Source organism: Pseudomonas sp. IT-P12, assembly GCF_949767465.1.
Classification (GTDB): Bacteria; Pseudomonadota; Gammaproteobacteria; order Pseudomonadales; family Pseudomonadaceae; genus Aquipseudomonas.
On the sequence record NZ_CATKPY010000022.1, the window covers coordinates 487,279 to 510,445 of the forward strand.

General features: G+C 63.9%; 23 protein-coding genes and 1 pseudogene. 12 read left to right on the forward strand and 12 right to left on the reverse strand.

Features of this window, described 5'->3' with window-relative positions:
• Positions 1 to 134 precede the first annotated feature (134 nt).
• Both ACM6IM_RS16990 and ACM6IM_RS16995 read left to right on the forward strand, forming a co-directional pair.
• Entirely contained in the window at positions 135 to 641 is a 507-nt protein-coding gene (locus tag ACM6IM_RS16990) for an RNA polymerase sigma factor (protein ID WP_201190813.1), read from the forward strand.
• The gene (locus ACM6IM_RS16995) at positions 638 to 1,390 is read left to right on the forward strand and encodes an anti-sigma factor family protein (RefSeq protein ID WP_192304429.1); all 753 of its coding nucleotides are present in this window, start codon (positions 638 to 640) and stop codon (positions 1,388 to 1,390) included. The genes ACM6IM_RS16990 and ACM6IM_RS16995 overlap by 4 nt, the downstream gene beginning before the upstream one ends.
• A gap of 52 nt (positions 1,391 to 1,442) precedes the next feature.
• Here the strand turns inward: ACM6IM_RS16995 and ACM6IM_RS17000 are convergent, their stop codons facing one another.
• The gene (locus ACM6IM_RS17000; protein ID WP_414865769.1) at positions 1,443 to 2,279 is read right to left on the reverse strand and encodes an IclR family transcriptional regulator; all 837 of its coding nucleotides are present in this window, start codon (positions 2,277 to 2,279) and stop codon (positions 1,443 to 1,445) included.
• Between the two features lie 243 nt (positions 2,280 to 2,522).
• Here ACM6IM_RS17000 and ACM6IM_RS17005 point away from each other — a divergent pair, with 243 nt between their 5' ends.
• From ACM6IM_RS17005 to ACM6IM_RS17035, 7 genes are all read left to right on the forward strand, one after another.
• Positions 2,523 to 3,542, forward strand: coding sequence for an ABC transporter ATP-binding protein (locus tag ACM6IM_RS17005; RefSeq protein WP_192304434.1), 1,020 nt, complete (start codon positions 2,523 to 2,525; stop codon positions 3,540 to 3,542).
• Positions 3,539 to 4,408 carry an ABC transporter permease gene (locus ACM6IM_RS17010; RefSeq protein WP_192304435.1) on the forward strand — a complete coding sequence of 290 codons (870 nt, stop codon included), beginning with the start codon at positions 3,539 to 3,541 and terminating at the stop codon, positions 4,406 to 4,408. Before ACM6IM_RS17005 ends, ACM6IM_RS17010 begins: the two co-directional genes overlap by 4 nt.
• 6 nt (positions 4,409 to 4,414) lie before the next feature.
• A complete protein-coding gene (locus tag ACM6IM_RS17015; protein WP_414865770.1) occupies positions 4,415 to 5,209 on the forward strand; it encodes an ABC transporter permease in 795 nt (264 codons plus the stop codon).
• Positions 5,210 to 5,216: 7 nt separating this feature from the next.
• On the forward strand, positions 5,217 to 5,507 hold the full coding sequence (locus ACM6IM_RS17020) for a (2Fe-2S)-binding protein (protein WP_414865771.1): 291 nt from the start codon (positions 5,217 to 5,219) through the stop codon (positions 5,505 to 5,507).
• Between the two features lie 61 nt (positions 5,508 to 5,568).
• Positions 5,569 to 6,924 (forward strand): FAD-dependent oxidoreductase, encoded by a 1,356-nt coding sequence (locus tag ACM6IM_RS17025; RefSeq protein ID WP_414865772.1) that lies wholly within the window; start codon positions 5,569 to 5,571, stop codon positions 6,922 to 6,924.
• Entirely contained in the window at positions 6,921 to 8,036 is a 1,116-nt protein-coding gene (locus ACM6IM_RS17030; protein WP_414865773.1) for an NAD(P)/FAD-dependent oxidoreductase, read from the forward strand. The genes ACM6IM_RS17025 and ACM6IM_RS17030 overlap by 4 nt, the downstream gene beginning before the upstream one ends.
• Positions 8,037 to 8,054: 18 nt before the next feature.
• Positions 8,055 to 9,101, forward strand: coding sequence for an ABC transporter substrate-binding protein (locus ACM6IM_RS17035; RefSeq protein ID WP_192304445.1), 1,047 nt, complete (start codon positions 8,055 to 8,057; stop codon positions 9,099 to 9,101).
• Positions 9,102 to 9,240: 139 nt separating this feature from the next.
• Here ACM6IM_RS17035 and ACM6IM_RS17040 read toward each other — a convergent pair whose 3' ends face one another.
• The 7 genes from ACM6IM_RS17040 to ACM6IM_RS17070 all read right to left on the reverse strand — a co-directional run bounded on the left by ACM6IM_RS17040 (position 9,241) and on the right by ACM6IM_RS17070 (position 15,662).
• A complete protein-coding gene (locus ACM6IM_RS17040) occupies positions 9,241 to 10,212 on the reverse strand; it encodes a spore coat U domain-containing protein (protein ID WP_414865774.1) in 972 nt (323 codons plus the stop codon).
• Positions 10,209 to 12,566 carry a fimbria/pilus outer membrane usher protein gene (locus ACM6IM_RS17045; protein WP_414865775.1) on the reverse strand — a complete coding sequence of 786 codons (2,358 nt, stop codon included), beginning with the start codon at positions 12,564 to 12,566 and terminating at the stop codon, positions 10,209 to 10,211. The genes ACM6IM_RS17040 and ACM6IM_RS17045 overlap by 4 nt, the downstream gene beginning before the upstream one ends.
• A 54-nt stretch (positions 12,567 to 12,620) precedes the next feature.
• Positions 12,621 to 13,409 carry a molecular chaperone gene (locus tag ACM6IM_RS17050; RefSeq protein ID WP_414865776.1) on the reverse strand — a complete coding sequence of 263 codons (789 nt, stop codon included), beginning with the start codon at positions 13,407 to 13,409 and terminating at the stop codon, positions 12,621 to 12,623.
• A 41-nt stretch (positions 13,410 to 13,450) separates the two neighbouring features.
• Positions 13,451 to 13,951 (reverse strand): spore coat U domain-containing protein, encoded by a 501-nt coding sequence (locus tag ACM6IM_RS17055; protein WP_192304454.1) that lies wholly within the window; start codon positions 13,949 to 13,951, stop codon positions 13,451 to 13,453.
• A 4-nt stretch (positions 13,952 to 13,955) separates the two neighbouring features.
• Positions 13,956 to 14,492: a spore coat U domain-containing protein gene (locus tag ACM6IM_RS17060; protein WP_414865777.1), complete on the reverse strand. Its 537-nt coding sequence runs from the start codon at positions 14,490 to 14,492 to the stop codon at positions 13,956 to 13,958.
• 20 nt (positions 14,493 to 14,512) lie between these two features.
• Entirely contained in the window at positions 14,513 to 15,043 is a 531-nt protein-coding gene (locus ACM6IM_RS17065) for a spore coat U domain-containing protein (protein WP_201190836.1), read from the reverse strand.
• 94 nt (positions 15,044 to 15,137) lie between these two features.
• The gene (locus ACM6IM_RS17070) at positions 15,138 to 15,662 is read right to left on the reverse strand and encodes a spore coat U domain-containing protein (protein ID WP_414865778.1); all 525 of its coding nucleotides are present in this window, start codon (positions 15,660 to 15,662) and stop codon (positions 15,138 to 15,140) included.
• A gap of 258 nt (positions 15,663 to 15,920) precedes the next feature.
• On the opposite strand from ACM6IM_RS17070, the gene zapE reads away from it, so the two are divergent.
• Positions 15,921 to 17,051, forward strand: coding sequence for a cell division protein ZapE (gene zapE / locus ACM6IM_RS17075; protein WP_414865779.1), 1,131 nt, complete (start codon positions 15,921 to 15,923; stop codon positions 17,049 to 17,051).
• Between the two features lie 92 nt (positions 17,052 to 17,143).
• Complete coding sequence (locus ACM6IM_RS17080) at positions 17,144 to 18,445, forward strand: leucine-rich repeat-containing protein kinase family protein (RefSeq protein ID WP_414865780.1); 1,302 nt, start codon at positions 17,144 to 17,146, stop codon at positions 18,443 to 18,445.
• Positions 18,446 to 18,560: 115 nt separating this feature from the next.
• On the opposite strand, the gene ACM6IM_RS17085 is transcribed toward ACM6IM_RS17080, so the two are convergent.
• The gene (locus ACM6IM_RS17085) at positions 18,561 to 19,265 is read right to left on the reverse strand and encodes a YebC/PmpR family DNA-binding transcriptional regulator (RefSeq protein ID WP_192304463.1); all 705 of its coding nucleotides are present in this window, start codon (positions 19,263 to 19,265) and stop codon (positions 18,561 to 18,563) included.
• Positions 19,266 to 19,485: 220 nt separating this feature from the next.
• Between ACM6IM_RS17085 and ACM6IM_RS17090 the strand changes: the two genes are divergently transcribed.
• Positions 19,486 to 20,814, forward strand: a complete 1,329-nt coding sequence (locus ACM6IM_RS17090; protein ID WP_414865781.1) for a type VI secretion system Vgr family protein — start codon at positions 19,486 to 19,488, stop codon at positions 20,812 to 20,814.
• A gap of 149 nt (positions 20,815 to 20,963) precedes the next feature.
• Here the strand turns inward: ACM6IM_RS17090 and ACM6IM_RS17095 are convergent, their stop codons facing one another.
• The 3 genes and pseudogenes from ACM6IM_RS17095 to ACM6IM_RS17105 all read right to left on the reverse strand — a co-directional run bounded on the left by ACM6IM_RS17095 (position 20,964) and on the right by ACM6IM_RS17105 (position 23,161).
• Complete coding sequence (locus ACM6IM_RS17095) at positions 20,964 to 21,263, reverse strand: hypothetical protein (RefSeq protein ID WP_192304467.1); 300 nt, start codon at positions 21,261 to 21,263, stop codon at positions 20,964 to 20,966.
• Positions 21,264 to 21,641: 378 nt separating this feature from the next.
• Positions 21,642 to 21,767: pseudogene (locus tag ACM6IM_RS17100) on the reverse strand (LysR family transcriptional regulator); the annotation flags it as partial.
• A gap of 2 nt (positions 21,768 to 21,769) precedes the next feature.
• A complete protein-coding gene (locus ACM6IM_RS17105) occupies positions 21,770 to 23,161 on the reverse strand; it encodes an FAD-dependent oxidoreductase (RefSeq protein WP_414865782.1) in 1,392 nt (463 codons plus the stop codon).
• Positions 23,162 to 23,167: the final 6 nt, after the last annotated feature.

A 23,167-nucleotide genomic window follows, 5' to 3' on the forward strand; every position in this document is an offset into this window, starting at 1 on the left:
TGAGTGGAAAGAAACAGCCAGACGCACCGCACAGCGATTTATTCCATCGCCCGGTGTTTATTTCTTCGGGCGTGGAATAACCTCGACTGCCGGGCGTCTCCCTAGTCCACAGCGTAGTGACTAGCCAGAACTTGATGAACGATATCGACGAACAACTGCGAGAAATCATTCCCAGATTGCGAAGGTTTGCCCTGTCGTTGACGCGCAATGCCAGCAGCGCCGACGACCTGGTGCAGTCGTGCCTGGAGCGCGCCTTGTCGAGTTGGGGCGACAAACGTGCCGAAGGCGATTTGCGCGCCTGGCTGTTTGCGATCCTGTATCGGCAGTTTCTCGACGCGCACCGGCGCTCGCGGCGTTATGCGCGGATGCTCGAATTCTTTACCGGGCGCGACGACAGCCAACCGTCGGCGGAGCGCACGGTGCTCGCCCAATCGACCCTGCAGGCGTTCGACCAGCTCAGTACCGAACAGCGTGCCCTGCTGCTCTGGGTGTCGGTGGAGGGCATGAGCTACAAGGAGGTCGCCGCGATCCTCGACGTTCCCACCGGCACCGTCATGTCGCGCCTGTCCCGTGCCCGCCAGGCGCTGCGCCAGCTCAGCGACGGCGAAATCACCCGCCCTTCCCTGCGGAGACTCAAATGATCAGCATGCCCCCAAGCGAGCGCGACCTCCACGCGTATGTCGACCACCAACTCGATGCAGACGACCGTCGCCGGGTGGAGACTTTTCTGGCCGGCAACCCGTCGCTGTCGGCCCAGGTGCGCGCCTGGCAACAGGACGCCCAACAACTGCGTGCCGGCCTGGGCGGCGCCTTGCAGCAAGCGGCCAACCCGGCACTCGACCCGGCGCTGATTCGCCAGCGCCTCAAGCGCCAATCGCGCCGTCACCTGGCCAGCGCGGCCGTGCTGCTGATCGCCGTGGGCATGGGCGGTTTCAGCGGCTGGAAAGCCCGGGAAATGACCCTGCTCAGCGCTGCGCAGCCGATGGCCGATGCGATGCAGGCCTATCGACTGTTTGCCCAGCAAGGCATGTTGCCGGCCGACTACAAGGTCAGCGACAACGGCGATATGCAGGGCTGGCTCGACCGCTACTTCACCCAGGCCAATCGCCTGCCCGACCTGTCCCGAGCAGGCTTCACGCCAGTCAGCGGACGCCTGCTCAGCACCGAACAGGGGCCGGCGGCGATGGTGGTTTACGAAGATGGCAGCGCGAATAAAATCAGTTTCTACGTGCGCCCGCCGGGGCCGAGGAACTTCCTGTTGCCTCGAGGCAGCCGCAGTGATGGCGAGTTGCAGGCCGAGTACTGGTCCGGGGGTGGCTACAACTATGCAATGGTCAGCCCGAACGATACCCCGGCGGCGCAGATGCTCAGGCAGACGGTGAAGTTCTGAATCCACCCCTGGCCCGCTCCCACAGGGTTCGTTGATCATTTGGAAGAGGTCATCATCCCTGCCCGAACACTTGGGAGGGCCGGCGCAGCAGCGGATCGAACGGGTTGATCCGTGGCCCGATCAGCGCCGCCTCGCGCTTGAGCATGTCGACCACTGTCGGCAAACGATCCGGGCCCAGCCGGTCACTGATCGTGGCGACACTCAGCGCCGCCACCGCCCGACCTTCGCGATCCAGGATCGGCACGGCCAACCCGGCCATGCCCTGCAGCACACCGGTGTTGCGTCCGGCATAGCCCAGGGCACGTACGTTCTCGACTTCCGAGCGCAGGAACACTTCGTCGTACAGGTGAAAGTCCTTGAGCCGCGGCAGGTTGTAGCGGATCACCGTGTCCCGCTCCTCCTCCGGCAGGAACGCCAGGATCGCCAGGCTGCCCTGGCCCACCCCCAACGCCACTCGCCCGCCGATGTCGCCGGTAAACGTTCGAATCGGAAACGGCCCCTCGCTGCGGTCCAGGCAGATCGCATCGAAACCACTGCGCGCCAGCAGGAACAACGAATCCCCCAGCGAAGCGGAAAGCCGCAGCAGCGATGGACGCACCAGTTCGCGCAGGTTGCCGGTATTGCCCGCCCGGGCTGCCAACGCAAAGAACTCCAGGCTCAGGCGATAACGCTTGCTGCGCGCGTCCTGCTCGACCATGCCCTCGTCCAGCAGGCTGCGCAGCAAGCGATGCGTGGTCGGTTGCGACAAACCGATGCGCTGGGCCAGTTGCGTTACCCGCTCCCCACCCTCGACGGCGTCGCCGAGCGTGCGCAACACCGCGAACAGCCTTGAGACAGCACCGACACCGACTTCATTTTTGTTTTCATTCCGATCAGTGGAATCCGTCATGTCATTTCTCGATTATTAATTTATTCATTGAATGAAACTAAAAATAGTCATCACTTCAGTGAAATTGGCCATTGAGCCCATCCTATTCTTCGTCCTACTCTGCGTCCATACAGGGGCGATTCGAACAACAGCGGCAGCCGACTCAAGTCGAGCGCCAACGCACCCCGCAAGACCTTTCGTATCTGCCCATACAAAAAAGCGCGTCCCCCGGCCGCGCATAACAATCTCAGGTGGAGCGCAGTTATGGCTTTCGTGCAACTTGAAGGACTTGGCAAACGCTATGGCGAGATCGACGCCGTGGTCGCCACCGATCTCTCGGTCGAAAAAGGCGAATTCGTCTCCCTGCTCGGCCCCTCCGGCTGCGGCAAGACCACCACCCTGCAAATGATCGCCGGCTTCGTCGAAGTCACCAGCGGGCGCATTCTGCTCGACGGACGCGACATCACCCACGCCAAACCCGCCAGCCGTGGCCTGGGCGTGGTGTTCCAGAGTTACGCGCTGTTCCCGCACATGACCGTCAAGGACAACGTCGCCTTCGGCCTGCGCATGCGCAAGGTGGCCAATGGCGAATTGCAGCAGCGCGTGGAACGGGTGCTCAAGCTGGTGCGCCTGGATCGGCATGCCGAGCGCTACCCACGGGAATTGTCCGGCGGGCAACGCCAGCGCGTGGCACTGGCTCGGGCGCTGGTCATCGAACCGCCGGTGCTGCTGCTCGACGAACCGCTGTCCAACCTCGATGCCAACCTGCGCGAAGAGATGCAATTCGAAATCCGCCGCATCCAGCGCGAAGTCGGGATCACCACCCTGATGGTCACTCACGACCAGTCCGAGGCGCTGTCCATCAGCGACCGCGTGGTGGTGATGCAGGCGGGGCGCATCACCCAGATCGATGCGCCCTACACCCTCTACGAACACCCGCGCACCGAGTTCATTTCCGGCTTCGTCGGCAAGGCCAACCTGCTGCCCGGCGAGCGTGACAGCGCGGGCGTGGTGCAGGTGCGCGCGGGCGGCGAACTGACCCTCAGCCTGCGCCCGGAAAAAATCGACCTGCGCGAAGCAGGGCTTGGCCGTGTCCAGGGTCGCCTCGTCAGCCGCTTCTTCCTTGGCAGCCAATGGCTATACGGTGTCTCCACCGACCTGGGCGAACTCTGCGTGGTGCGCCGCAACGACGGCTCGGCGCCGATGAGCGAAGGCACGGCGGTCGGCCTGGACTGGGACAGCGCGCTGTTGCGGGTGCTGAGCGTCGACGAGGTGTCGGCATGAGCACCCTCGCCGCGCTACGCCAGGGACGCCAAGGCTACCTGTTGTCGGCTCCGGCGCTGACGTTGTACGTCTGCCTGCTGGTCATCCCGCTGCTGCTGACCCTGGTGCTGTCGTTCAATGTGTTCGACTACGGCACGGGGATCAACAGCGACGCCTACACCCTCGACCATTACAGCAGCCTGCTGGGCGATCCGTATTTCTACGAGATCTTCCTGCGCACATTCTGGATCAGTGCCCTGACCACCCTGCTGTGCGTGCTGATCGGCGTGCCCGAGGCGTACATCCTCAGCCGCATGGGCGCGCCCTGGCGCTCCATTTTTCTGGTGTTGATCCTCACCCCGTTGCTGATTTCGGTGGTGGTGCGCGCCTTCGGCTGGAGCCTGCTGCTCGGCGCCGACGGCCTGGTCAACCAGACCCTGCAAGCCCTGGGCGGCTCGCCGGTGAAACTGCTCTACACCCCATTCGCGGTGGTGATCGCGCTGGTTCACGTGATGCTGCCGTTCATGATCATTCCGGTCTGGACGTCCCTGCAAAAGCTCGACCCCGCCGCCGAACAGGCCGCGCTGTCGCTGGGGGCCAGCCACTTCACGGTGATTCGCAAAGTGGTGCTGCCGCAGATCATGCCCGGCGTGCTCTCCGGCACCCTGATCGTCTTCGGCCTGGCCGCCAGCTCGTTCGCGATTCCCGGTTTGCTCGGCGGGCGCCGGATCAAGATGGTCGCCACGCTGATCTACGACCAGTACCTGTCGGAGCTCAACTGGCCGATGGGCGCTGCGATCGCCGTCGCGCTGCTGCTGCTCAACCTGCTGATCATGCTGTCGTGGAACCGGATGATCGAAGGCCGCTACAAGAAGTCATTGGGATAACTCGTCATGTCCAAGAACGGTCCTTTCGCCCTGCTGTTCCATGCCCTGGTGGTGCTGTTCATGCTCGCGCCACTGGTGGTGGTGTGCCTGGTGGCCTTCACCCCGGAAAACACCCTGAGCCTGCCGACCACGGAATTTTCCCTGCGCTGGTTCCGCGCCGTGTTCGAGCGCGCCGACTTCATCGACGCGTTCTACAACAGCCTGATCCTGGCATTCAGCGCCGCCAGCCTGGCGACGTTGGTCGCGGTGCCGGCAGCCCTGGCGATCACCCGTTTCGAGTTCCCCGGCCGGGACTTTTTCAACGGGCTGTTCCTCTCGCCGATCATCATTCCGCACCTGGTGCTGGGGGTTGCCCTGCTCCGTCTGTTCGCACTGATGGGCGTCAACGGCAGCTTCGCCTGGCTGATCTTTGCCCACGTGCTGGTGATCACCCCCTATGTGTTGCGCCTGGTATTGGCCTCGGCCATCGGCCTGGACCGCAGCGCCGAGCACGCCGCGCAATCGCTGGGGGCCGGACGCTTCACGCTGTTCCGCCAGATCACCCTGCCGATGATTTTGCCGGGGGTTGCCGGCGGTTGGCTGTTGGCGTTCATCAACAGCTTCGACGAGGTCACGCTGTCGATCTTCGTCACCTCCCCCGCCACTCAAACCCTGCCGGTGCGGATGTACGTGTACGCCACCGAATCCATCGATCCGATGATGGCGGCGGTGTCGGCCCTGGTGATCGCGCTGACCGCGCTGACCATGATTCTGCTTGATCGGGTCTATGGCCTGGATCGGGTTCTGGTGGGTAAACAATGAGGGCGCCATGGCTCTGCTGAAACGACTGGCCGAGGGCGACCGCCCGGCCGTGAACTTTACCCTCGACGGCCAACCGGCCAGCGGCCTGCTCGGCGACACCGTGCTGACCGCGGTGCTGACCTGCAGCGAACACCTGCGCGGCAGCGACTTCAGCGCCGAACCCCGCGCCGGGTTCTGCCTGATGGGCGCGTGCCAGGACTGCTGGGTCCGCCTGGGCGACGGCCGCCGCGTGCGCGCCTGCTCGACCTTGCTGGAAGCGGGCGAACACATCAGCCGCGAACCGGGGCGCTCCCTATGAACACCTCAATCGACCGCCCCGACGTCATCGCGAGCAAGCTCGCCCCCACAGGGAGATGGGTATGAGTCCTGTCGTGATCGTTGGTGCCGGCCCTGCCGGCATTCGTGCCGCGCAGACGCTGGTGGCCCATGGTGTGCGCCCGGTGTTGCTCGATGAAGCAGCGCGCGGCGGCGGGCAGATCTATCGGCGTCAGCCGGTTAACTTCAAGCGTTCGGCCGTCAAGCTCTACGGCTTTGAAGCACGCAAGGCCACTGCGCTGCACCAGACCCTCGATGCCTTGCGCGAACAGCTCGACTATCGCCCCGACACCCTGGTGTGGAACGCCGAGGACAGCGCCCTCGATACCCTGCACGAGGGCCGTGCCGCACGCCTGGCGTTCTCCCGGGTGATCGTCGCCACCGGTGCCACCGACCGGGTATTGCCGGTGCCGGGCTGGACCCTGCCGGGCGTGTACAGCCTCGGCGCTGCGCAAATCGCCCTGAAATTCCAGGGTTGCGCCATTGGTGAACGCGTGGCGTTCGCCGGCAGCGGCCCCCTGCTGTACCTGGTGGCCTATCAATACGCCAAGGCCGGGGCGAAGGTCGTCGCGGTACTCGACAGCGCCCCGTTCAGCGCTCAGGCCCGTGCCCTGCCCGGCCTGCTGGCGCAACCGGCCACCCTGGCCAAAGGCATTTATTACCGCAGTTGGTTGACGGCACATGGCATCCCGGTCCACCAGGGTGCGACCCTGAAACAGATCGAAGGCGAACACCGGGTGCAGTCGCTGAACTGGTCCGATGCCCGCAGCGAACATCACCTGGAGTGCGACGCCGTGGCGTTTGCCCACGGCCTGCGCAGCGAAACTCAACTCGCCGATCTGCTCGGTTGCGCCTTCGCCTGGAACCCGCTCAACCGTGCCTGGCTGCCGCAACGCGACAGTGCCGGACGCAGCAGTGTCAACGAGGTTTACCTGGCCGGTGACGGCGCCGGCATCATGGGCGCCGATGCGGCGGAAATGGCGGGGGAACGGGCAGCTCTGGCCCTGCTCGAAGACAGCGGTTTTCTCATCCAGCCGCAGCGCGGCGTGCAACTGGAACAGGCCCTGGGTCGCATCGACCGCTTCCGCCACGGTCTGGAACGCGCCTTCGTGTTCCCCGAGGACTGGGCAGCCGAGACCGCCGACAACGTGATGATCTGCCGTTGCGAAGAAGTGCGCGCCGGTGACATCCGCGAGGTCGTGCGCGAAGGGCACTGGGAAATCAATCGGGTCAAAGCCCATTGCCGAGTCGGCATGGGACGCTGCCAAGGGCGGATGTGCGGTGCCGCTGCGGCGGAAATCATCGCCTGCGAAAGCCAGCGCACGGTGTCCGGGATCGGCCGGCTGCGGGCGCAGGCGCCGATCAAACCGTTGCCGTTCGGCCTGGAGCTCGAGCCATGATCGAAGTCGATGCAGTGATCATTGGCGGCGGCATTGTCGGTTCATCCGCCGCGCTGTTCCTGAGCCAGGCGGGACGGCGCGTGGCCTTGCTGGAGCGGGATTTCTGCGGCTCGCATTCCAGCGGCGTGAACTATGGCGGCGTGCGCCGTCAGGGCCGGCCACTGTCGCAGTTGCCCCTGTCGCAGCGGGCGCACGAGATCTGGGGCCGCTTGCCGCAGCTGCTCGGCATCGACGGCGAGTACCAGCGCAGCGGGCATCTGAAACTGGCGCGCAGCCTCGAGGATCTGCGCGCCTTGCACGACTACGCCGCCAGCAGCCAGGGCTTTGGCCTCGATTTGCAATTGCTCGATCGGGCGCAGTTGCGAGCGCGTTTTCCATGGGTCGGCGAGGTCGCGGTCGGTGCCTCGTTTTGCCCGGATGACGGGCACGCCAACCCGCGCCTGGTCTCCCCCGCCTTCGCCCGGGCAGCACGCCAGCACGGCGCGCAGGTCCATGAACAATGCGCGGTGAGCGCGGTGGAGCACGACGGCCAGCGCTTTCGCGTGAGCACGCAAAGCGGCCTCGAACTGCGCGCGCCCTGGCTGCTGAACTGCGCCGGCGCCTGGGCGGGAGCCCTGGCCGAACAATTTGGTGAAGCAGTGCCCATGCACGCCGGGCACCCGGCGATGCTGGTCACCGAACCCTTGCCGCTGGTAATGGACGCCAGCACCGGCGTCGAAGGCGGCGGGATCTATGCGCGCCAGGTGGCGCGTGGCAATTGCGTGTTGGGCGGCGGCCAGGGCTTTGCCCTCGACCCTGCCCGCGCCCGCCCCGGTCAACACGCGGTGATCGAGATCCTGCGCCAGGCCGTCGAGCTGTATCCGTTTCTGCAAGGCGCCCAGGCCATTCGCACCTGGAGCGGCACCGAAGGTTACCTGCCCGATCGCCAGCCCGTGATCGGCCACAGTGGCACCCAATCCGGCCTGTTGCATGCGTTCGGCTTTGCCGGCGCCGGCTTCCAGATCGGTCCTGCGGTGGGCCAGGCGCTCACCGAAATCATCTGCAGCGGCGCTTCAACCACGTCGCTGGATGCGTTTTCCATCACCCGGTTTCACTCCATCTCCGCAGCTTGATAGAGGAAGGTCGCGCTTATGAATAACGTCAAACGCACTGCACTGCTCGGACTTTCATGCCTGAGCGCCCTGCTCACCGTCGCCCAGGCCCAGGCCGAACCGACGCTGTACCTGGGCATGAACGGCGGCACCATGGAACGGCTCTACGCCGACAAGGTGCTGCCGGCGTTCGAAAAAGCCAACAACGTCAAGGTAGTGATCGTGCCGGGCACCTCCGCCGATATCCTGGCCAAGGTCCAGGCGAGCAAAGGCAACCCGCAGATGCACGTGATGTTCCTCGACGACGGCATCATGTACCGGGCCATCGCCATGGGCCTGTGCGACAAGCTGGAGGACAACCCGACCCTGGCGCAGATTCCGGCCAAGGGTCGCATCAAGGACCAGGCGGTGGCGGTCAGCCTCGGGGTCACCGGGTTGGCGTACAACACGCGGTTGTTCAAGGAGAAAGGCTGGGCGCCACCCACCTCGTGGATGGACATGGCCGACCCGCGCTTCAAGGACAAACTGGTGTTCCAGTCGATGGCCTCGTCGACCTTCGGCCTGCATGGATTCCTCATGTTCAACCGGATCCAGGGCGGCAGCGAAACCAACGTCGACCCGGGGTTCAAGGCCTGGCCGAACACCGTCGGGCGTAACGTGCTGGAATACATCCCCAGCTCGGCGAAGATTTCCGAGATGCTCCAGACCGACGAAGCGGCCCTGTTCCCGCTGACGCCCACCCAAGTGACGGCACTGAAACTCAAGGGCATGCAGGTCGAATACGCCCAACCGAAAGAAGGCTCGGTGGTGCTCAACGTCGCCGAGTGCGCCATTGCCAACAACACCCAGCCGGAACTGGCGCAGAAACTCGCCGCGTTCCTGCTGACCCCCGAGGCGCAAGCCGTCGCCCTGGAAGACGGCGATCAGATCCCGTCCAACCCCAATACCCCGACCACCGACAAGACCCGTGGTCAGGTGGAGGCGATGAAGCAGTACCTGGAAACGGCGATTGCGATCGACTGGGACCAGGTCAACGAACAGCGTCCGGCGTGGAACGCACGGTGGAACCGCAGTATCGAGCGGTAGTTCTCTTAGCTAAAACAAGGCCTCTTGTGGGAGCGGGCTTGCTCGCGAAGGCGGTGTATCAGTCGGATATGTGTAACTGACCCACCGCCTTCGCGAGCAAGCCCGCTCCCACAGGGTTCTCTGTCAGTTGGACAATGCCTCAAAACCCCACATCCAGCACCACATTGTCCAGATAGGTCCCCGCGGGCGGTGTGGTCTGGTCGGTATAGATTTTCGCGTTGTAGTTGAAGATCTGGGCGCCGATGCCCAGCCCGTTGCCGGGGTTGACCTCTGCATCGGTACCGGCTCGACGTGCCGCGCCCACACTGCCCCATCGGGTGGTGCCCGCCCCTTTGAAGATGTCATACGCCAGATAATTGCTGCCGGAGATCATCCGCCGCCGCCCGCCCACACTGATTGCGTTCTGTCCGTCACTCAAGCCCACGGTATAAGCGCTGCCCTTGGTGCAGGCCAGGTTGATGGTCTGGCCGGTCACCGGCGCAAACGCGCTGACCACCGGCGCACTGCCGAAGGTTATGTTCGGCGCGGTGATCGTGCAGTCGTTGGAGACCGTCAGGTTGACGGTCAAGGTCGTGGTGCCGTTGTTGACGTCACGCCCCAGGCAAACGGCACCGATACCGATCCCGGAGCAGTAGTTCCAGTTCCAGAAAATGCTCAGCGTCTCGGTGTAGACCCCGGCCGCGACGTTACTGCCGATGGTGGTGCCCAGGTACAAGGGCACGGTTCTGGGTACCGTGCCGCCCAGCAGCCCCAAGGCATCGATGATGCCGTTGCGTGCGAAATCGTAGGGGGTGCCGCGGGTCAGCGGGTAACTGGTGCTGTTGTTGGCGTAGAGGGTGTAGCCGATGACGTCACCCTTGGGGGCGACCAGACCGCCCTGCGTCGAAGTGACGGTGGCCCAGAAGTTATCACTGCTGGTCAACAGGCTCAGCAACGAACCCGTGCAGCTCAAGCCGCCATTGAGCGTGGAACTGGGCTGCGAGGTGGTGCGCACGGCAATCGAACTCACCGTACCGAAGGAAGCTGGCGTCGTGCTGACCACCGAGCACAGGGCGTGGGCCGCCCCCGGCAACCACAAGCCCAGGCAGAAGGCCCAACGCACGCCGATCATCGGCACACCAATGGCCCGATCAGCGGAATCTGATCCTGTTGCACATCGACAGCGAACTGCACCTGGCAGGTGCTCCCGTCCGCCAGGCTCACCCTCAGGCTGTTCTGCGCCTGGAGGTCTTCCAGGTACACCAGCCCGTCCCACCCGACCACCGTCTGCGTGCCACTCTGCTCGTGCACCACGCCACTGCCCAGGGGCAGTTCCTGCTGCTGCCCATCCACCAGCACGATGCTCGCGGCGACCACCCGGTTCAATGGAAACTCCAGCAGGTAGCCGCTGCCACGGCGCACGGCGATCCGCTGCTCGACATTCGGGCTGCGCACGTTGGCCGGCAGGTTCAGCGGGTCGATTTCATACTTGCCCCGGTAATAGGCGCTGCTCCACGGCACCAGCAGGTGACCGTTGCGATCGGTCTGGCCGACCTGCTGGTTTTCGTAGCGCACCGGAATGTCGGCGTAGCCATCGGTGCTGACCACCACAAAGGCATCGTCGATGCGGTTGGCGGCGAACACCTGGCTGTCCATCCACACCAGCGAACCGCTGGCATCGGCCCAACGGGTTTCGGCCTCGCTGGTGCCGTAGACACCGGCTTGCAACTGTACCGACTGCAGGCGCCAGGTCAGGTCGGCCTGACGATAGGTCGGCCCGTCGCCCTGGGCATAACCGAGGCTGAAACCGACCCCGCCTGCGGTCGGCACGGCGCGGCTGTAATTGACCCGTTGCTGGGTCTGGCCGGTGTTGCTGCGCTCGCTGCTGATCGAAAGGCTGCCGCGCAAGTCGAACGGGATCACCAGTTGCGCCTGCACCGCCCAGTTGCTGTCGCCGACCTCGCGGTTGGCCGACAGGTAGAAACTGCTGTTGCGCCACAGGGGCTTGCTCCACGTCAGGTTGAGCAGGCGGGTGCGCGAATCATCGGTGGCGCGCACGTCGAAATAACCGGCACCGAGGCTGCCCCAGCGGTCGAGATTCACGCTCAGGGTCGCCTGCTCGCTGCGCTGGCTGAGGGTGGTGAACGGACTGTCGACCACTGTCAGGTCGGCATACCGGTCGCGGCGTTGCAGGCGCTGGTAGGAAAAACTGTAGCGCTGGTTGCTGTATTGATAACCGACGCTGATTTGCTGGCCACTGTCGCCGTCGAAACGGCTCTGGCTGAGCGCGGTGTTCAACACGCCGAAGTTGCCCAGGCGCAGGTTGCCGCCCATCCCGCCGAGGGTGAGAGTGTCCGACGCTTCGGCGTGGCTTTCCAGGGTGAAATTGTCACTCAGGCCGTATCGCAAACTGCCCGAGGTCGCGCCCGGCCCATAGGAAAAATCTCGCAGACCGTAGTCGCGACGCAAGGTGCCGGCGGCCACGGAGAAGTCACTCAGGCCCTTCTGCAGCAGGCTGCTGGTGACGTAGAACGGCACGGTGGTCGAGACCTGCCGGCCCAGCGCATCGGTGGTGACCACCACCGCTTCGCCGGCACCGTTGATGAAAGGCACATTGGTCAGCGTATAGGGGCCGGGCTGCAGCTCGGCACTGCTGGACTTGTAACCGTTGATGAACAGATCGACCGACGAGGGCACCGCTGCTTCCCCGGCAAACTGCGGCAAGGGATACGTCACCAGGTCAGGGCGCACACCGAAGTCCCGGGACACCTGGACCCCGCCCAGGCGCACCGAGCTGCTCCAGGGCAAGGCGCCACTGACCAGGTCACCGCCCTCGAAGGTCAGCAGGCGCTCATCGTCGGAGTAGCGCCAGGTGGTGTCATAGCGCAGGTAGCCATTGCTCAGCGTGCTGGCCGACTGCCCCAAGAGCGTGCGCCGGTATTGCCCGGTGCTGGACAACGTGCCCCAGCTGTCGAACAGCCGCACTTCGTTCCAGGCCGCGAGATAGGTACCGGCATCATCGGTGTCATTGAGGTACAGGTCGTAGTTGAACAAGGCGCCGAAACTGCTCAGGGCCTGGGTGCGCGGATAGGCGTCACGGTGGCCGATGAACTGCTCCGGCAGCCAGTTGGGCGGCACGTCGAGCAGCAGCCGCTGACCCGCGCTGTCGTATTGGCTATGCAGGCCCGGCAAACGGTCGAGATCGACTTCGGCGCCGAGTGTGTCCGGCAGTTTCATGCCGGTTTCACGCAAGGCGCTGGCCGGCAGGAAGAACCGACCGTTACGTTGCTCCACCGCGACGACACGCCCGGTATTCATCTGATTGACCACCAACTCCAGGAACAACTGTGCATCGGCCACGGCCTCCATGCCGCTGGGTGGAGGCGGCAAATCACCGGCTGCGGATGAATGAGCGAACATCAGGCAACCCCAACAACCGATAGCCCGCAACGGACGCTGTAAACTGCGAGCCAGGCGCTGGCTCATTACCGTGGTACGTCCGTCAATGGACCTTGTCCTCCCTGCCCGTCACCCAACGACTCAGCGTGCCGGCGGAATGCTCTGAACCTGTGGCGCGCCGTTGACCCGGACCTGCAAGGCGGGATCGCCGGCCATCGGAGCGGGCGCCGGCCAGCGCATGATCGCGCCCGGCAGCACGTAGCCGAGCAGGCCTTCCACCAGCGGTCTGGCCTGGCCGCCCTGCTTGAGCGCGACATCCGTCAACCGCGCATGCACCGCCCCCCGATTGCGCACTTCCACATAGGGCCGGCCATCCACGGCCACCGTGCGCCAGCTCAAATCCGGCAGGCCCGCGCCTTTCGGGTCACGTTGGCGACTGGCGTCCTCCTTGCTCCACAGGCCCGCGCCATAGGCAAACAGCGGCACCGAGTAACGCATCTGGAAACGAATCGCCGCCGCAGTCTTGCCGTCTTCGGCAGCGGACGGTTTCGCCGAGGGGATTTCGTCAATGATGATGCGATAGGCCAGCTCCTGCCCCGGCGGTATCTCGCGGGTGCGGGTCAGACGGACCAGTTGTTTCTGGCCCGGCTCGATCTTCGCCACGGGCGGGCTGCCGATCACGTCGCGCTGGTTCTGGTACTGGTCGCTGAAACCGCTCTGGCTCCAGGCAAACACGCGGATCTGCAGGTTGGCCGTCTCGTCGCCACGGTTTTCCAGCCATAGCGCGCTGGCCTGCTGATCGGCTTCCAGCACCGGATCGATGGGCCAGATCAGCACCGAACTGGCCGCCTGGGCCCTGACAGTCGCCAACAGCAACAGCGCCAACAGGGCATGACGCGCGACCCGATGCCGCCGTGAAGGTAAACCCATGTGTCCACTCCTTGTGCCCAGGTTCATTCAAAAACGCCGCCTTACCACGAGAGCTGCACTTGCAGCACATCGTTGTAGGTCCCCCCAGGCTGATTGCCCGGCAATTGCACCTGGCCGTAGATCGGCAGGCGGATGTTGTTGGCGTCGGCATAGGCCACCGCCACGGTTTGGCCGATGCCCAGGCTCTGGCTGTACCCCGCATCGCGAAACAGCTGATACGCCACGCGGTTGCTGCCCGTGCTGAGCTGCATGTGCCGTCCACTGTTGTTGTACTGGCCGCCATCGACGGTCATGTTCAGGGTCACACCGGGGGTGCATTGCAACTGCACGCCCGCCGTCAGCGCCACCCGCACGGTATTGCTGGCCAGCGCCGACTGGCTGCCGAAGTTCAGGCTGCCATAGCTGGAGACCCCGCCGACCACCAGGCAACCTGGCACCACCGTGGCGCTGACCTGGAAGCTCTGGCTGGTCGCCGCAGGCAACGGCACCGGCAGGCTGCCCGTCCATATCAATAACAGTGCGGCCCATCCCTGGCGGTTCATCGTTCTAGAACGTCAGTTCGACGGAAATCGTGTCGGTGTATGTGCCCGCCGGCAGCCCGGGCTTACCCACGGCCTGACCATAGATGTTCACGGTCTGCGCCACGCCCGTGCTGGCGGCCAGGTTGATCACACCGTTGATGCCGATGATCTGTGAGTGCCCGGCGTCGGTGTACAAATCGTAGGGCACGTAGTTGGCGACACCGTCATACAACGCCCGTGTGCCACCCGACGACTGGCCATCGTGGGCGCCGCCACGCACCGTGAGCGTGGGCGTGGTGCCGCTGGAGCACAGGATCGACAGCGCCCCGCCGCCGCCCCCCAGGACTTGCCCGGTGGCGGTGGTGAACAGGCTGTCGGCGGTGCCGAAGTTCAAGGCACCGAAATTCAGCCCGCTGGAACCACCCGCCCCGTTGACCTGACAGCTGCTGATCAGGGTCAGGCTGGACGTGATCTGGCCGGTGACAGTGGTGGCCGCCTGGGCACTGGACACCAGCGTCAGGCCCAGCAGCGATAAACCAATCCTTGTAGCGAATGTGCGCATGGAGTCCGTCCTCTACGGGGTTACCAATCGAGCGTTACGGTCAAGGTGTCGGTATAGACACCGGCCGGTATCGCGCGGGCGTTCGCCACCACCGAGCCAAACACCGGAATCGGTATCTGGGTGCCGCTGGTGACGGCGAAATTGTGTTGTTGGCCGATGCTGTAGCTCTGCTGTCCAGAGGCATCGAGGAACAGTTGATAAGGAAGGGTCTGGCGCCCGTTGCTCAGGCGTCGGGTGGTGCCGTCGCCGTGGGCACCGCCATCGATGGTGACGGTGAAACCGTTGACCGAGGGATCGCAGGCGACATTCAATCTGCCGCTGCCGTCTTCCCCCAGGCTGGCGCTGATCGGGCTGTCCCAAGTCGGGCCCTGCTGACCGAAATCCAGAGTGCCGAAACCGTTGGCAGGGCCGCCGGCGCCGCCATTGGAGACTTCGCAACCGGCGATGATGGTCAGCCGCGCGTGAATCTGCCCGCTGACGGCTGCCTGCGTGCCTGCACCCGGCCATGTCACTGCCACGATGCCGATCAAGAACCACTGCCTGACTGTCATCACGCCTGTCCCGACTCCTTCCGATTCCGAGCGTTCACGCAACGCTCGCTTCCTTGCGCCACCTGCCCCGGCGGTGGCCCTGACCCGATTGGCGCTACCAGGTGACGGTGACCTTCACCAGGTCCGTGTAGCGACCGACAGGTACAACCTCCGCCAGCCGTTCTATGCGCGCATACAGCGGCAGGTCCACACTGCCGGTGTCCGGCACACGCCCACTGACCGGCACATCCACCGCCAGCGGGATCAACCGCGCGGGGTCCTGATAGAGTCGATAAGGGATGGGTTTGCTGCCGGCGGCACCCGCCATGTAGCGCACGTCACCGACGCCGCCGTGCTGGCCGCCATCGATGCGCAGTTGATAGGGGGTATCGGGGTTGCACTCCAGGCGCGGCAGGCGCTGGTTCGTCAGCGCCGCCGCTAAAGGCCCGGCGGGATCGTCCAGGCGCGCGGTCTGACCGAAGTCGAGCACACCCAGTTGTTCGATGCCGGCGCTGCGTTGTTGGCCGACCAGCTGACAGCCGCGCTGCACGTCCACCCGCACTTGCACCTGAAGTTCGGCGGCCAGCACCTGTGCACTGAGCATCACGCTGGCGACTGCCACGACGACGATTCCATTCACGACCCGATCCTTGAGGGGTGGCTCCTGAACATCAGGTTAGCAACGGGACGGGAAATTTCCAGCCACACGGGAAAATTGGATCCAGCGAAAGCGCGGCCATTTTGTACCGGGCTGCTAAAAAACATCGGTGCATCACCCGATAGAAAACTGTACAGCCCACATTTTTCCGTCTAACTGCGGGTTCATCCGTCGACACGACTGGAAGCACTTTTCCCCGATTGGTTACACTGCCTGCCTGACGATTTCGGGGTGACTTCAGTGGCCGTTCGACCACACAACCGCTCGCGCTTTACAGCACGCTGGCCCGCGTTGCGCCGTCTCTTCGGCAAGGTATCGAGCACGTCCGCCGGCGAGGGTGCAACCGCACGCGTGGTGCATGACTATTTCCGCCACAAGGCCCACACCCAGGGTTACACCCTCAGCCACAGCCAGCAGCGAGTGATCGACTGCATGGCGCAGTACGCCACGACACTGCTCGGCACGCCGGGGAAAACCCTGCCCGGCCTGTACCTGTACGGCGCCGTGGGGCGCGGCAAAAGCTGGTTGCTCGACGGGTTCTTCCAGGCGTTGCCGATCGAGGAAAAACAGCGCCTGCATTTCCATGAGTTTTTCGCCCGGTTGCATCAGGGCATGTTCAGCCATCGCGATCATCACGACCCGCTGGCGACCACGCTCGATGAACTGCTGAACGATTGCCGGGTGCTGTGTTTCGACGAGTTCCACGTGCATGACATCGGCGACGCGATGCTCATCGCGCGCCTGTTCAAGGCCCTGTTCCGCCGGGGCATCCTGCTGCTGGTGACGTCGAACTACCCGCCCGAAGGTCTGCTGCCCAACCCGCTGTACCATGCGCGATTCAAACCGGTGATCGACCTGATCAACGCACGCATGCAGGTCATGGAAGTCGGTGGCCCGCACGACTATCGCAGCCAGGCCAGAACCCACGCCCAGCAGGTGTTTACCCAGGGCCGGTATGTCTGGCCGGCCAGCGTGGCACAGCGCCAGGCGCTGAATCTGCCCGAAGCCGACGCCCCGGCCATCGCGCTGGCCGTCGGCAGCCGTCAGCTTCCGGCTCGCCATTGCGCAGGCCGTACCATCGCTTTCACTTTCGCCGATCTGTGCGACCACCCGACCGCCGTCATGGATTACCTGGAACTGTGCCGGCGCTTCGATCACTGGTTCATTGACCAGTTGCCCAACCTCGCCGACTGTTCGATTGCCGCACAGCAGCGTTTCATCAACCTGGTGGACGTTCTGTATGACCAGGACAAGCACCTGACCCTGATTGGCCAGCGCTCGCTGTGCGAAAGCCTGGGCGGCGAGGCCATCGACCTGGCGCGCACGCGCAGCCGGTTGGGGCAATTGGTGGTCATTGGAGAATCGGACTGACGGCACACCGACCGTCACCGCACATTTGCCGCTATCATGTCGCCTTTTTTCAGGCCCCGGCCCCTTCCCCTCGATCAATAGCGAACCTTTACATGGACACCCTTGCCCAACTGCGCGCCGGTCTGCTGGCCGGTGCGACTCGCCTGGACCTGGCCGCCGACCTGACGCAATTCCCCCGGGAAATCCTCGATCTGGCAGACACGCTGGAGGTCCTCAATCTCAGTGGCAATGCCTTGAGCAGCCTGCCGGACGACTTTCACCGTCTGCACCGCCTGCGTGTGTTGTTCTGCGACCGCAACCGGTTTACCGAGCTTCCCACGTGCCTGGGACAGTGCGCGGCGCTGACCATGGTCGGTTTCAAGGGCAACCGCATCGAAAGCGTGCCGGGCAAGGCGCTGCCGCCGTTGTTGCGCTGGTTGATCCTGACCGACAACCGCATCGCTGAACTGCCGAGCGAACTGGGTGAACGGCCGTACCTGCAAAAACTGATGCTCGCCGGCAATCGCCTGACACAGTTGCCCCAGAGCCTGCGCAACTGCCATCGCCTGGAACTGACCCGCATCGCCGCCAACCAGTTGACCGAGTTACCCGACTGGCTGCTGACGCTGCCAAGCCTGACCTGGCTGGCTTACGCCGGCAATCCGCTGGAAACCGAAGCCGATGCCGCCGCGCTGGAGGCCACACCGACCATTGCCTGGTCGCAACTGAATCTGGGGAAAAAGCTCGGCGAAGGCGCGTCCGGCATCATCCATCAGGCCCTGTGGAAGCACAGCCAAGCCGTTGCGGTGAAACTCTACAAGGGCGAAATGACCAGTGACGGGTCACCCCTGCATGAAATGAACGCCTGCATCACCGCCGGCCTTCACCCCAACCTGATCCGGGTCGAAGGGCGGATTGTCGAACATCCGCAGGCACAGGCCGGGTTGGTCATGGCGCTGGTCGGTCCAAGCTATCGCAACCTCGCCGGGCTGCCGAGCCTGGAATCCTGCAGCCGTGATGTATACGCCGACGACACTCGGTTCAGCGCAACGGTGGCGTTGCGGATTGCCCGCGGCATCGCGTCGGTGGGCGAGCACCTGCATCGCCAGGGCATCACCCACGGCGACCTCTACGGCCACAATATCCTGTGGAACGAACAGGGTGATTGCTTGCTGGGAGACTTTGGCGCGGCGTCGTTCCATGCCACGCAGGACAGCCTCGAAAGCCGTGCGTTGCAACGGATCGAAGTGCGCGCATTCGGCGTGCTGCTCGGGGAATTGCTGGAGCGGATCGACTCAGGGTTGAGCGATTTGGATCGGGCGCGGCTTGAAGACTTGCAGCAGCGCTGCTGTCAGCCCCGGGTACTGGAACGGCCGGGGTTTGCTGAGATTGTGCAGGCGCTGGAGGGTTTGTGACCGCCGAGCGGTCATTCGCGAGCAGGCCCGCTGCCACAGGGATCGTACAGAACCTGTGTCAGCGGGCCTGCTCCGGGAGGCATTCGGGCGATGACGCCATCACCCAATCAGCCCGTTAACCGGCCAGGCCGACAAACATCTCCTGCACGTCATCGTGGTTATCGAGGCCTTCCAGGAATGCTTCGACTTCCGCCATTTGCTCGTCGCTCAAGCCGCTGACCGGGTTCTTCGGCTTATAGCCCAGCTTCGCCGACAACACCGTGAAACCCTGTTCAGGCAGGGCCTTCTGTACCGAATCCAGGTCGCTGGCCTCGGTGATGAACAGGGTCGCGCCGTCATCGGCCGGTTCGAAATCCTGTGCGCCGGCTTCGATGGCGGCGAGCTCCGGATCGGCGTCCGGGCTGTCCGGGGACGCCTCGATCATGCCCACATGGTCGAAGTCCCAGGCCACGGAGCCGGAAGCCCCCAGTTGGCCCTTGCGGAAGGCCACGCGGATTTCGGCGACGGTGCGGTTGATGTTATCGGTCACGCATTCGACGATCAGCGGCACCTGGTGCGGCGCGAACCCTTCGTACGTCACGCGATGGTATTGCACGGTTTCGCCGAGCTGGCCGGAGCCTTTCTTGATCGCACGTTCCAGGGTTTCGCGGGGCATCGAAGCTTTCTTGGCCTGTTCAACCACCAGTCGCAGGTGTGCGTTGGTGGCGACATCAGCACCGTTGCGCGCAGCAATGGTGATTTCCTTTACCAGTTTGCCGAAGATCTTGCCCTTGGCATTGGCTGCCGCTTCTTTGTGTTTAACCTTCCACTGTGCGCCCATTACTCACTCTCTTGGTCTGTGGCGCCGAGACATCTATTGGCCGACGCTTTGCGCAAGTTTATACGGCCTAAAGTTGGCAATCGACCAAAAATTCGATCCCGACGAATCGACATTTTCACCGAAAGTTGTAGGGCGATTCGGAAACCTCGATCGTGATGACCCTAAAGTGTCGTGGTTTCGTACCCTCTGCGCCTGTCCCCCCCTGGCCGAGGCGCGTTCGATGCATAACAACAAGGAAAGACCCTACACCCTGACCCTGCTCAACGGAGACTTGAGCTTGCAGGTCTTGCAGTTCAATGGCCATGAAGCACTCAACCAGCCGTACCGGTTCGAAATCGAAGTGATCGGCCTGGCCCCGGCCATCAATCTGGATCGGCTGCTGCAACAACCGGTGTTCTTCAGCTTCGCCGATGAGCAGGGCGTGCACGGCATCATTCACAGCGCCAGCCGTGAACATCGCGGCACGCAGCGGATCGACTACCGGCTGGTGCTGGTGCCCTGGCTGCAAAACCTTGACCGCCAGCGCTCGCGCCGGGTCTTTCATCAACTCAATGTCCCCGCCATCCTGCGCCAGTTGCTCGAAGAAAACGGCTTGCCTGAAGACAGCTACCGCCTTGAACTGCCGGACGGGCGGTATCCCGCCAGACCGTTCTGCATCCAGTTCGACGAGAGCGACCTGACCTTCCTGCAACGGCTGTGCGAAGAGGAAGGCATCCACTACCACTTCGAACATCGACGTGACGGTCATGTGCTGGTGCTGGCGGACGACAGCCAGAGTTTCCCCGAGGAACCGCTGTTGATGCGTTTCCAGGGCGACACGTCTGCCGGCGAACAGGGTCCGGTGATCAGCGAGCTGTTCCAGCGCCACACCTCGCCGCCCCATTGCGTGCCCCCCGCCCCGCCACCGCTCGACCACGAGCGGCTAAGCCGACGAATCCTCGAGCGCCTGCGCTGTCGGCAGGGGCAGTTGCAGGGGCGCAGCAACCAGAGCGCGTTGCGCAGCGGCGCACTCCTCCAGGTGTCGGAACATCCGCTGCCCCATTTCAACGATCAGTGGCTACTGATTGAAATCCGCCACCAGGGCCAGCAGCCTTCGATTCTCGAGCGCCGAGCCACCGACAGGGCTCGGCATTACAGCAACCAGTTCACCGCCCTTGTCTGGTCGACGGTGTTCCGACCCGCGCTCACCCACGCCAGGCCCGCCATCCCGGGTTTCCAGGCGGCGCGGGTGCTGGGCCCGGTCGGCGAACCGGCACCGCTGGACGAGCAGGGACGGGTCAAGGTTCGGCTATGGCCAACCACGCAGAGCGCTGACAATGAAGCCGACGGATTCTGGATACCCATGGTCGTCGCCACGCCCCATAGCCGGGTCGATCCACAGAGCCTGCCGATGGCTGGCAGCGACGTGCTCGTCAGTTTTCTCGACAGTGATCCGGATCGCCCGGTGCTGTATGCCGCCGCCAGCAACCCGCCGCGGCCTCGTCCTGGCCGGCAGCCCAAGGGCGATGATCGCCTGTTGTTCGACTGGCTGCTGAACCGCAAGGCTTGATCCGGCTCGCTCCCACAGGTTCCGCACATGCCTTTGTGGGAGCGAGCCGGCTCGCGATGGACTTGAAAGCGCCGCTGGATGTCAGGCCCCCGCGTAATGTTAAACGCCCCTCGTCGGCACGCCGCCCGGAACGAGGTCGCTCGTGCAAATCAGGTGGTGGCGTTGTATTCATACTCGCGCTGCAACGCCCGCGTCTGAACCACATTCAGCACCTCGCAGCCTTCCCTGGTGAGCAGGTGCACGGCGCGGATGACCCGTTCCAGATCACAATCGGAGGTGTTTTTCAGGTTCAGACTGGACAGCGTGTCCATCAGATCGCGCACCACCGTGAAGCGGTGCATGGCGCAGGCGGTGAGCTGGCTGAGTTCTTTGTGGGTGTTGACGAAGAGCACCGGAGATTCGGCGTCGTAGGTGTCGATCGGAAGGTACCGCGGCATGACTTCAAACATTGTGCAACTCCTGTAGTTGGAGCTGCCACCCTTCGCGGCCAAACGAGGTAGGTGGCAGCTGCACGCGGGTTGGCCGACCGGGTACAGGATCCGGCACACCCGAAGGTGTCCCACGCACAGCTGCCATAAAACAACACGTCAGGCACAAAGTGCCTGAGGTGGTGTTGATGCGCTGTAACGTTTCCTGCACCGACCGGCCAAGGTCGTTCGCGGATGATTCCGCGAGCCCAGACTATGGCGCCGATGCCGAAACGCGGCAATAAGATACGTTGTGGGAAAGGTCTTGAAAAGTTGTGTTCTACCCGATCATCCGTTCGGCATGTTGCGTGGGAACTGACCGGCTGAAAGCGATTTTTCTGTCAGCCTTTGCGTCGAATGTCACGGCGCCAGCTCGAAAAACGCCTGGATCAAGCGCAAATCCCGTCGCCGTTCCATGCACCCCATCCTGTGCCGGTTCACCAGGCTTTCACCGCTAATCTGCACCGCCACCACACGCGGGTCATTGATCAGCCTTTGTCGGCCTTTCCTGCGGCTGCCGCGAACTTCGCCAGACGCACATCCAGGTGCCGTGGCCGGCGTCCATGGTCTTCGGCGCGCTCCTTGCGGCGGATGGCGTTGCGCACCATCAGCGAGCCCAGGTAACGAATCGGCTCCGGCGGAAAAAAACCCAACGGGCCGTTGACCAGCGCGGAGCGGGTCCAGGCATTGTCGAGGCCCCGGACCATCGAGGCGAGAATCTGACCGCCCATGTGACAAGGCCCCACCCCGCTGCCGGAATAGCCAAATCCGTAGAACACGTTGCCGTGGGGACTCATTTGTCCGAAGAAGGGAAATCCGGTGACCGAGCGATCCGAGGGACCGTTCCAGGTCGCGTCCACCCTGACCCCGGCAAACGAAGGGAAAAAATCCGTCAGGCTGTGTTGCAAATGGTCGGCATACGGCGACGGCTGATCGAACACGGGCAGCATTCGCCCGCCGTAGGCGAACGTGTTGCCACCCTTGCCGAGCATGATTCGGCCGTCCGGGGTGTTGTGGTAGTAGTGCACGAAAATCCGCGAATCGAGCACCGTGACACCGCTGGTCAAGCCGATCTCGGTGAGCAGGTCCGGTCGTGGTTCGGTGATCAGCATGTCACTGGAAACGATCGCCACGCTGCGCTCGAACTGCGGGAACGCACGGGCCATCCAGGCGTTCATCGCCAGCACGACCCGGTCGGCGCGAACCCGACCCTTCGGGGTCTGGATGCCCGCCGATCGGCCTTCCTCCAGACCGGTCATTGCCGTGTTTTCATGAATCCTCACCCCAAGCTGCAAGGCCACCCGGCGCAAGCCGCGCACCAGTTTTCCTGGCTGCACGCTGGCCGCGGCTGGCGAAAACCAGCCTTCCAGGTGTTTGCTGGAACCCGCCATCCGTTGCACGTCCGCGACCGGTCGCTGTGTAAACGAATTGATGCCGTTGCGCTCCAGTGCGGCGATCACCGCGTCGGTCGAACCGCATTGCGCGCGGTTGGTCGCGGTGTAGAGCGTGCCGTCGAGGCGGTAATCGGCGTCCACGCCGTACTGTTCGCAGAAGGCGCCGATCGCCTGGATGCTGCGCTCGGACTCCTTGACCAGCCGCACCGCCTCTTCGACGCCGAACAACCTCTCCAGGGTGAAATACTTCGCCGACCACGACAGCGCACATCCGCCGTTGCGGCCGCTGGCGCCAGCCCCGCAAATGTCGGCCTCGATCAGCACGACATCCAGCTCCGGGTCCTGCTCCTTGAGCATGATTGCGGTCCATAACCCGGTGTAGCCACCGCCAACGATGCAGACGTCAGCGCAGGTGTCTGCGGACAAGGGTTCGCACGGCGCGCAGGACTCAGCCTCCAGCGCCTGTTCCAGCCAGAAAGGTCTCATCGGTCA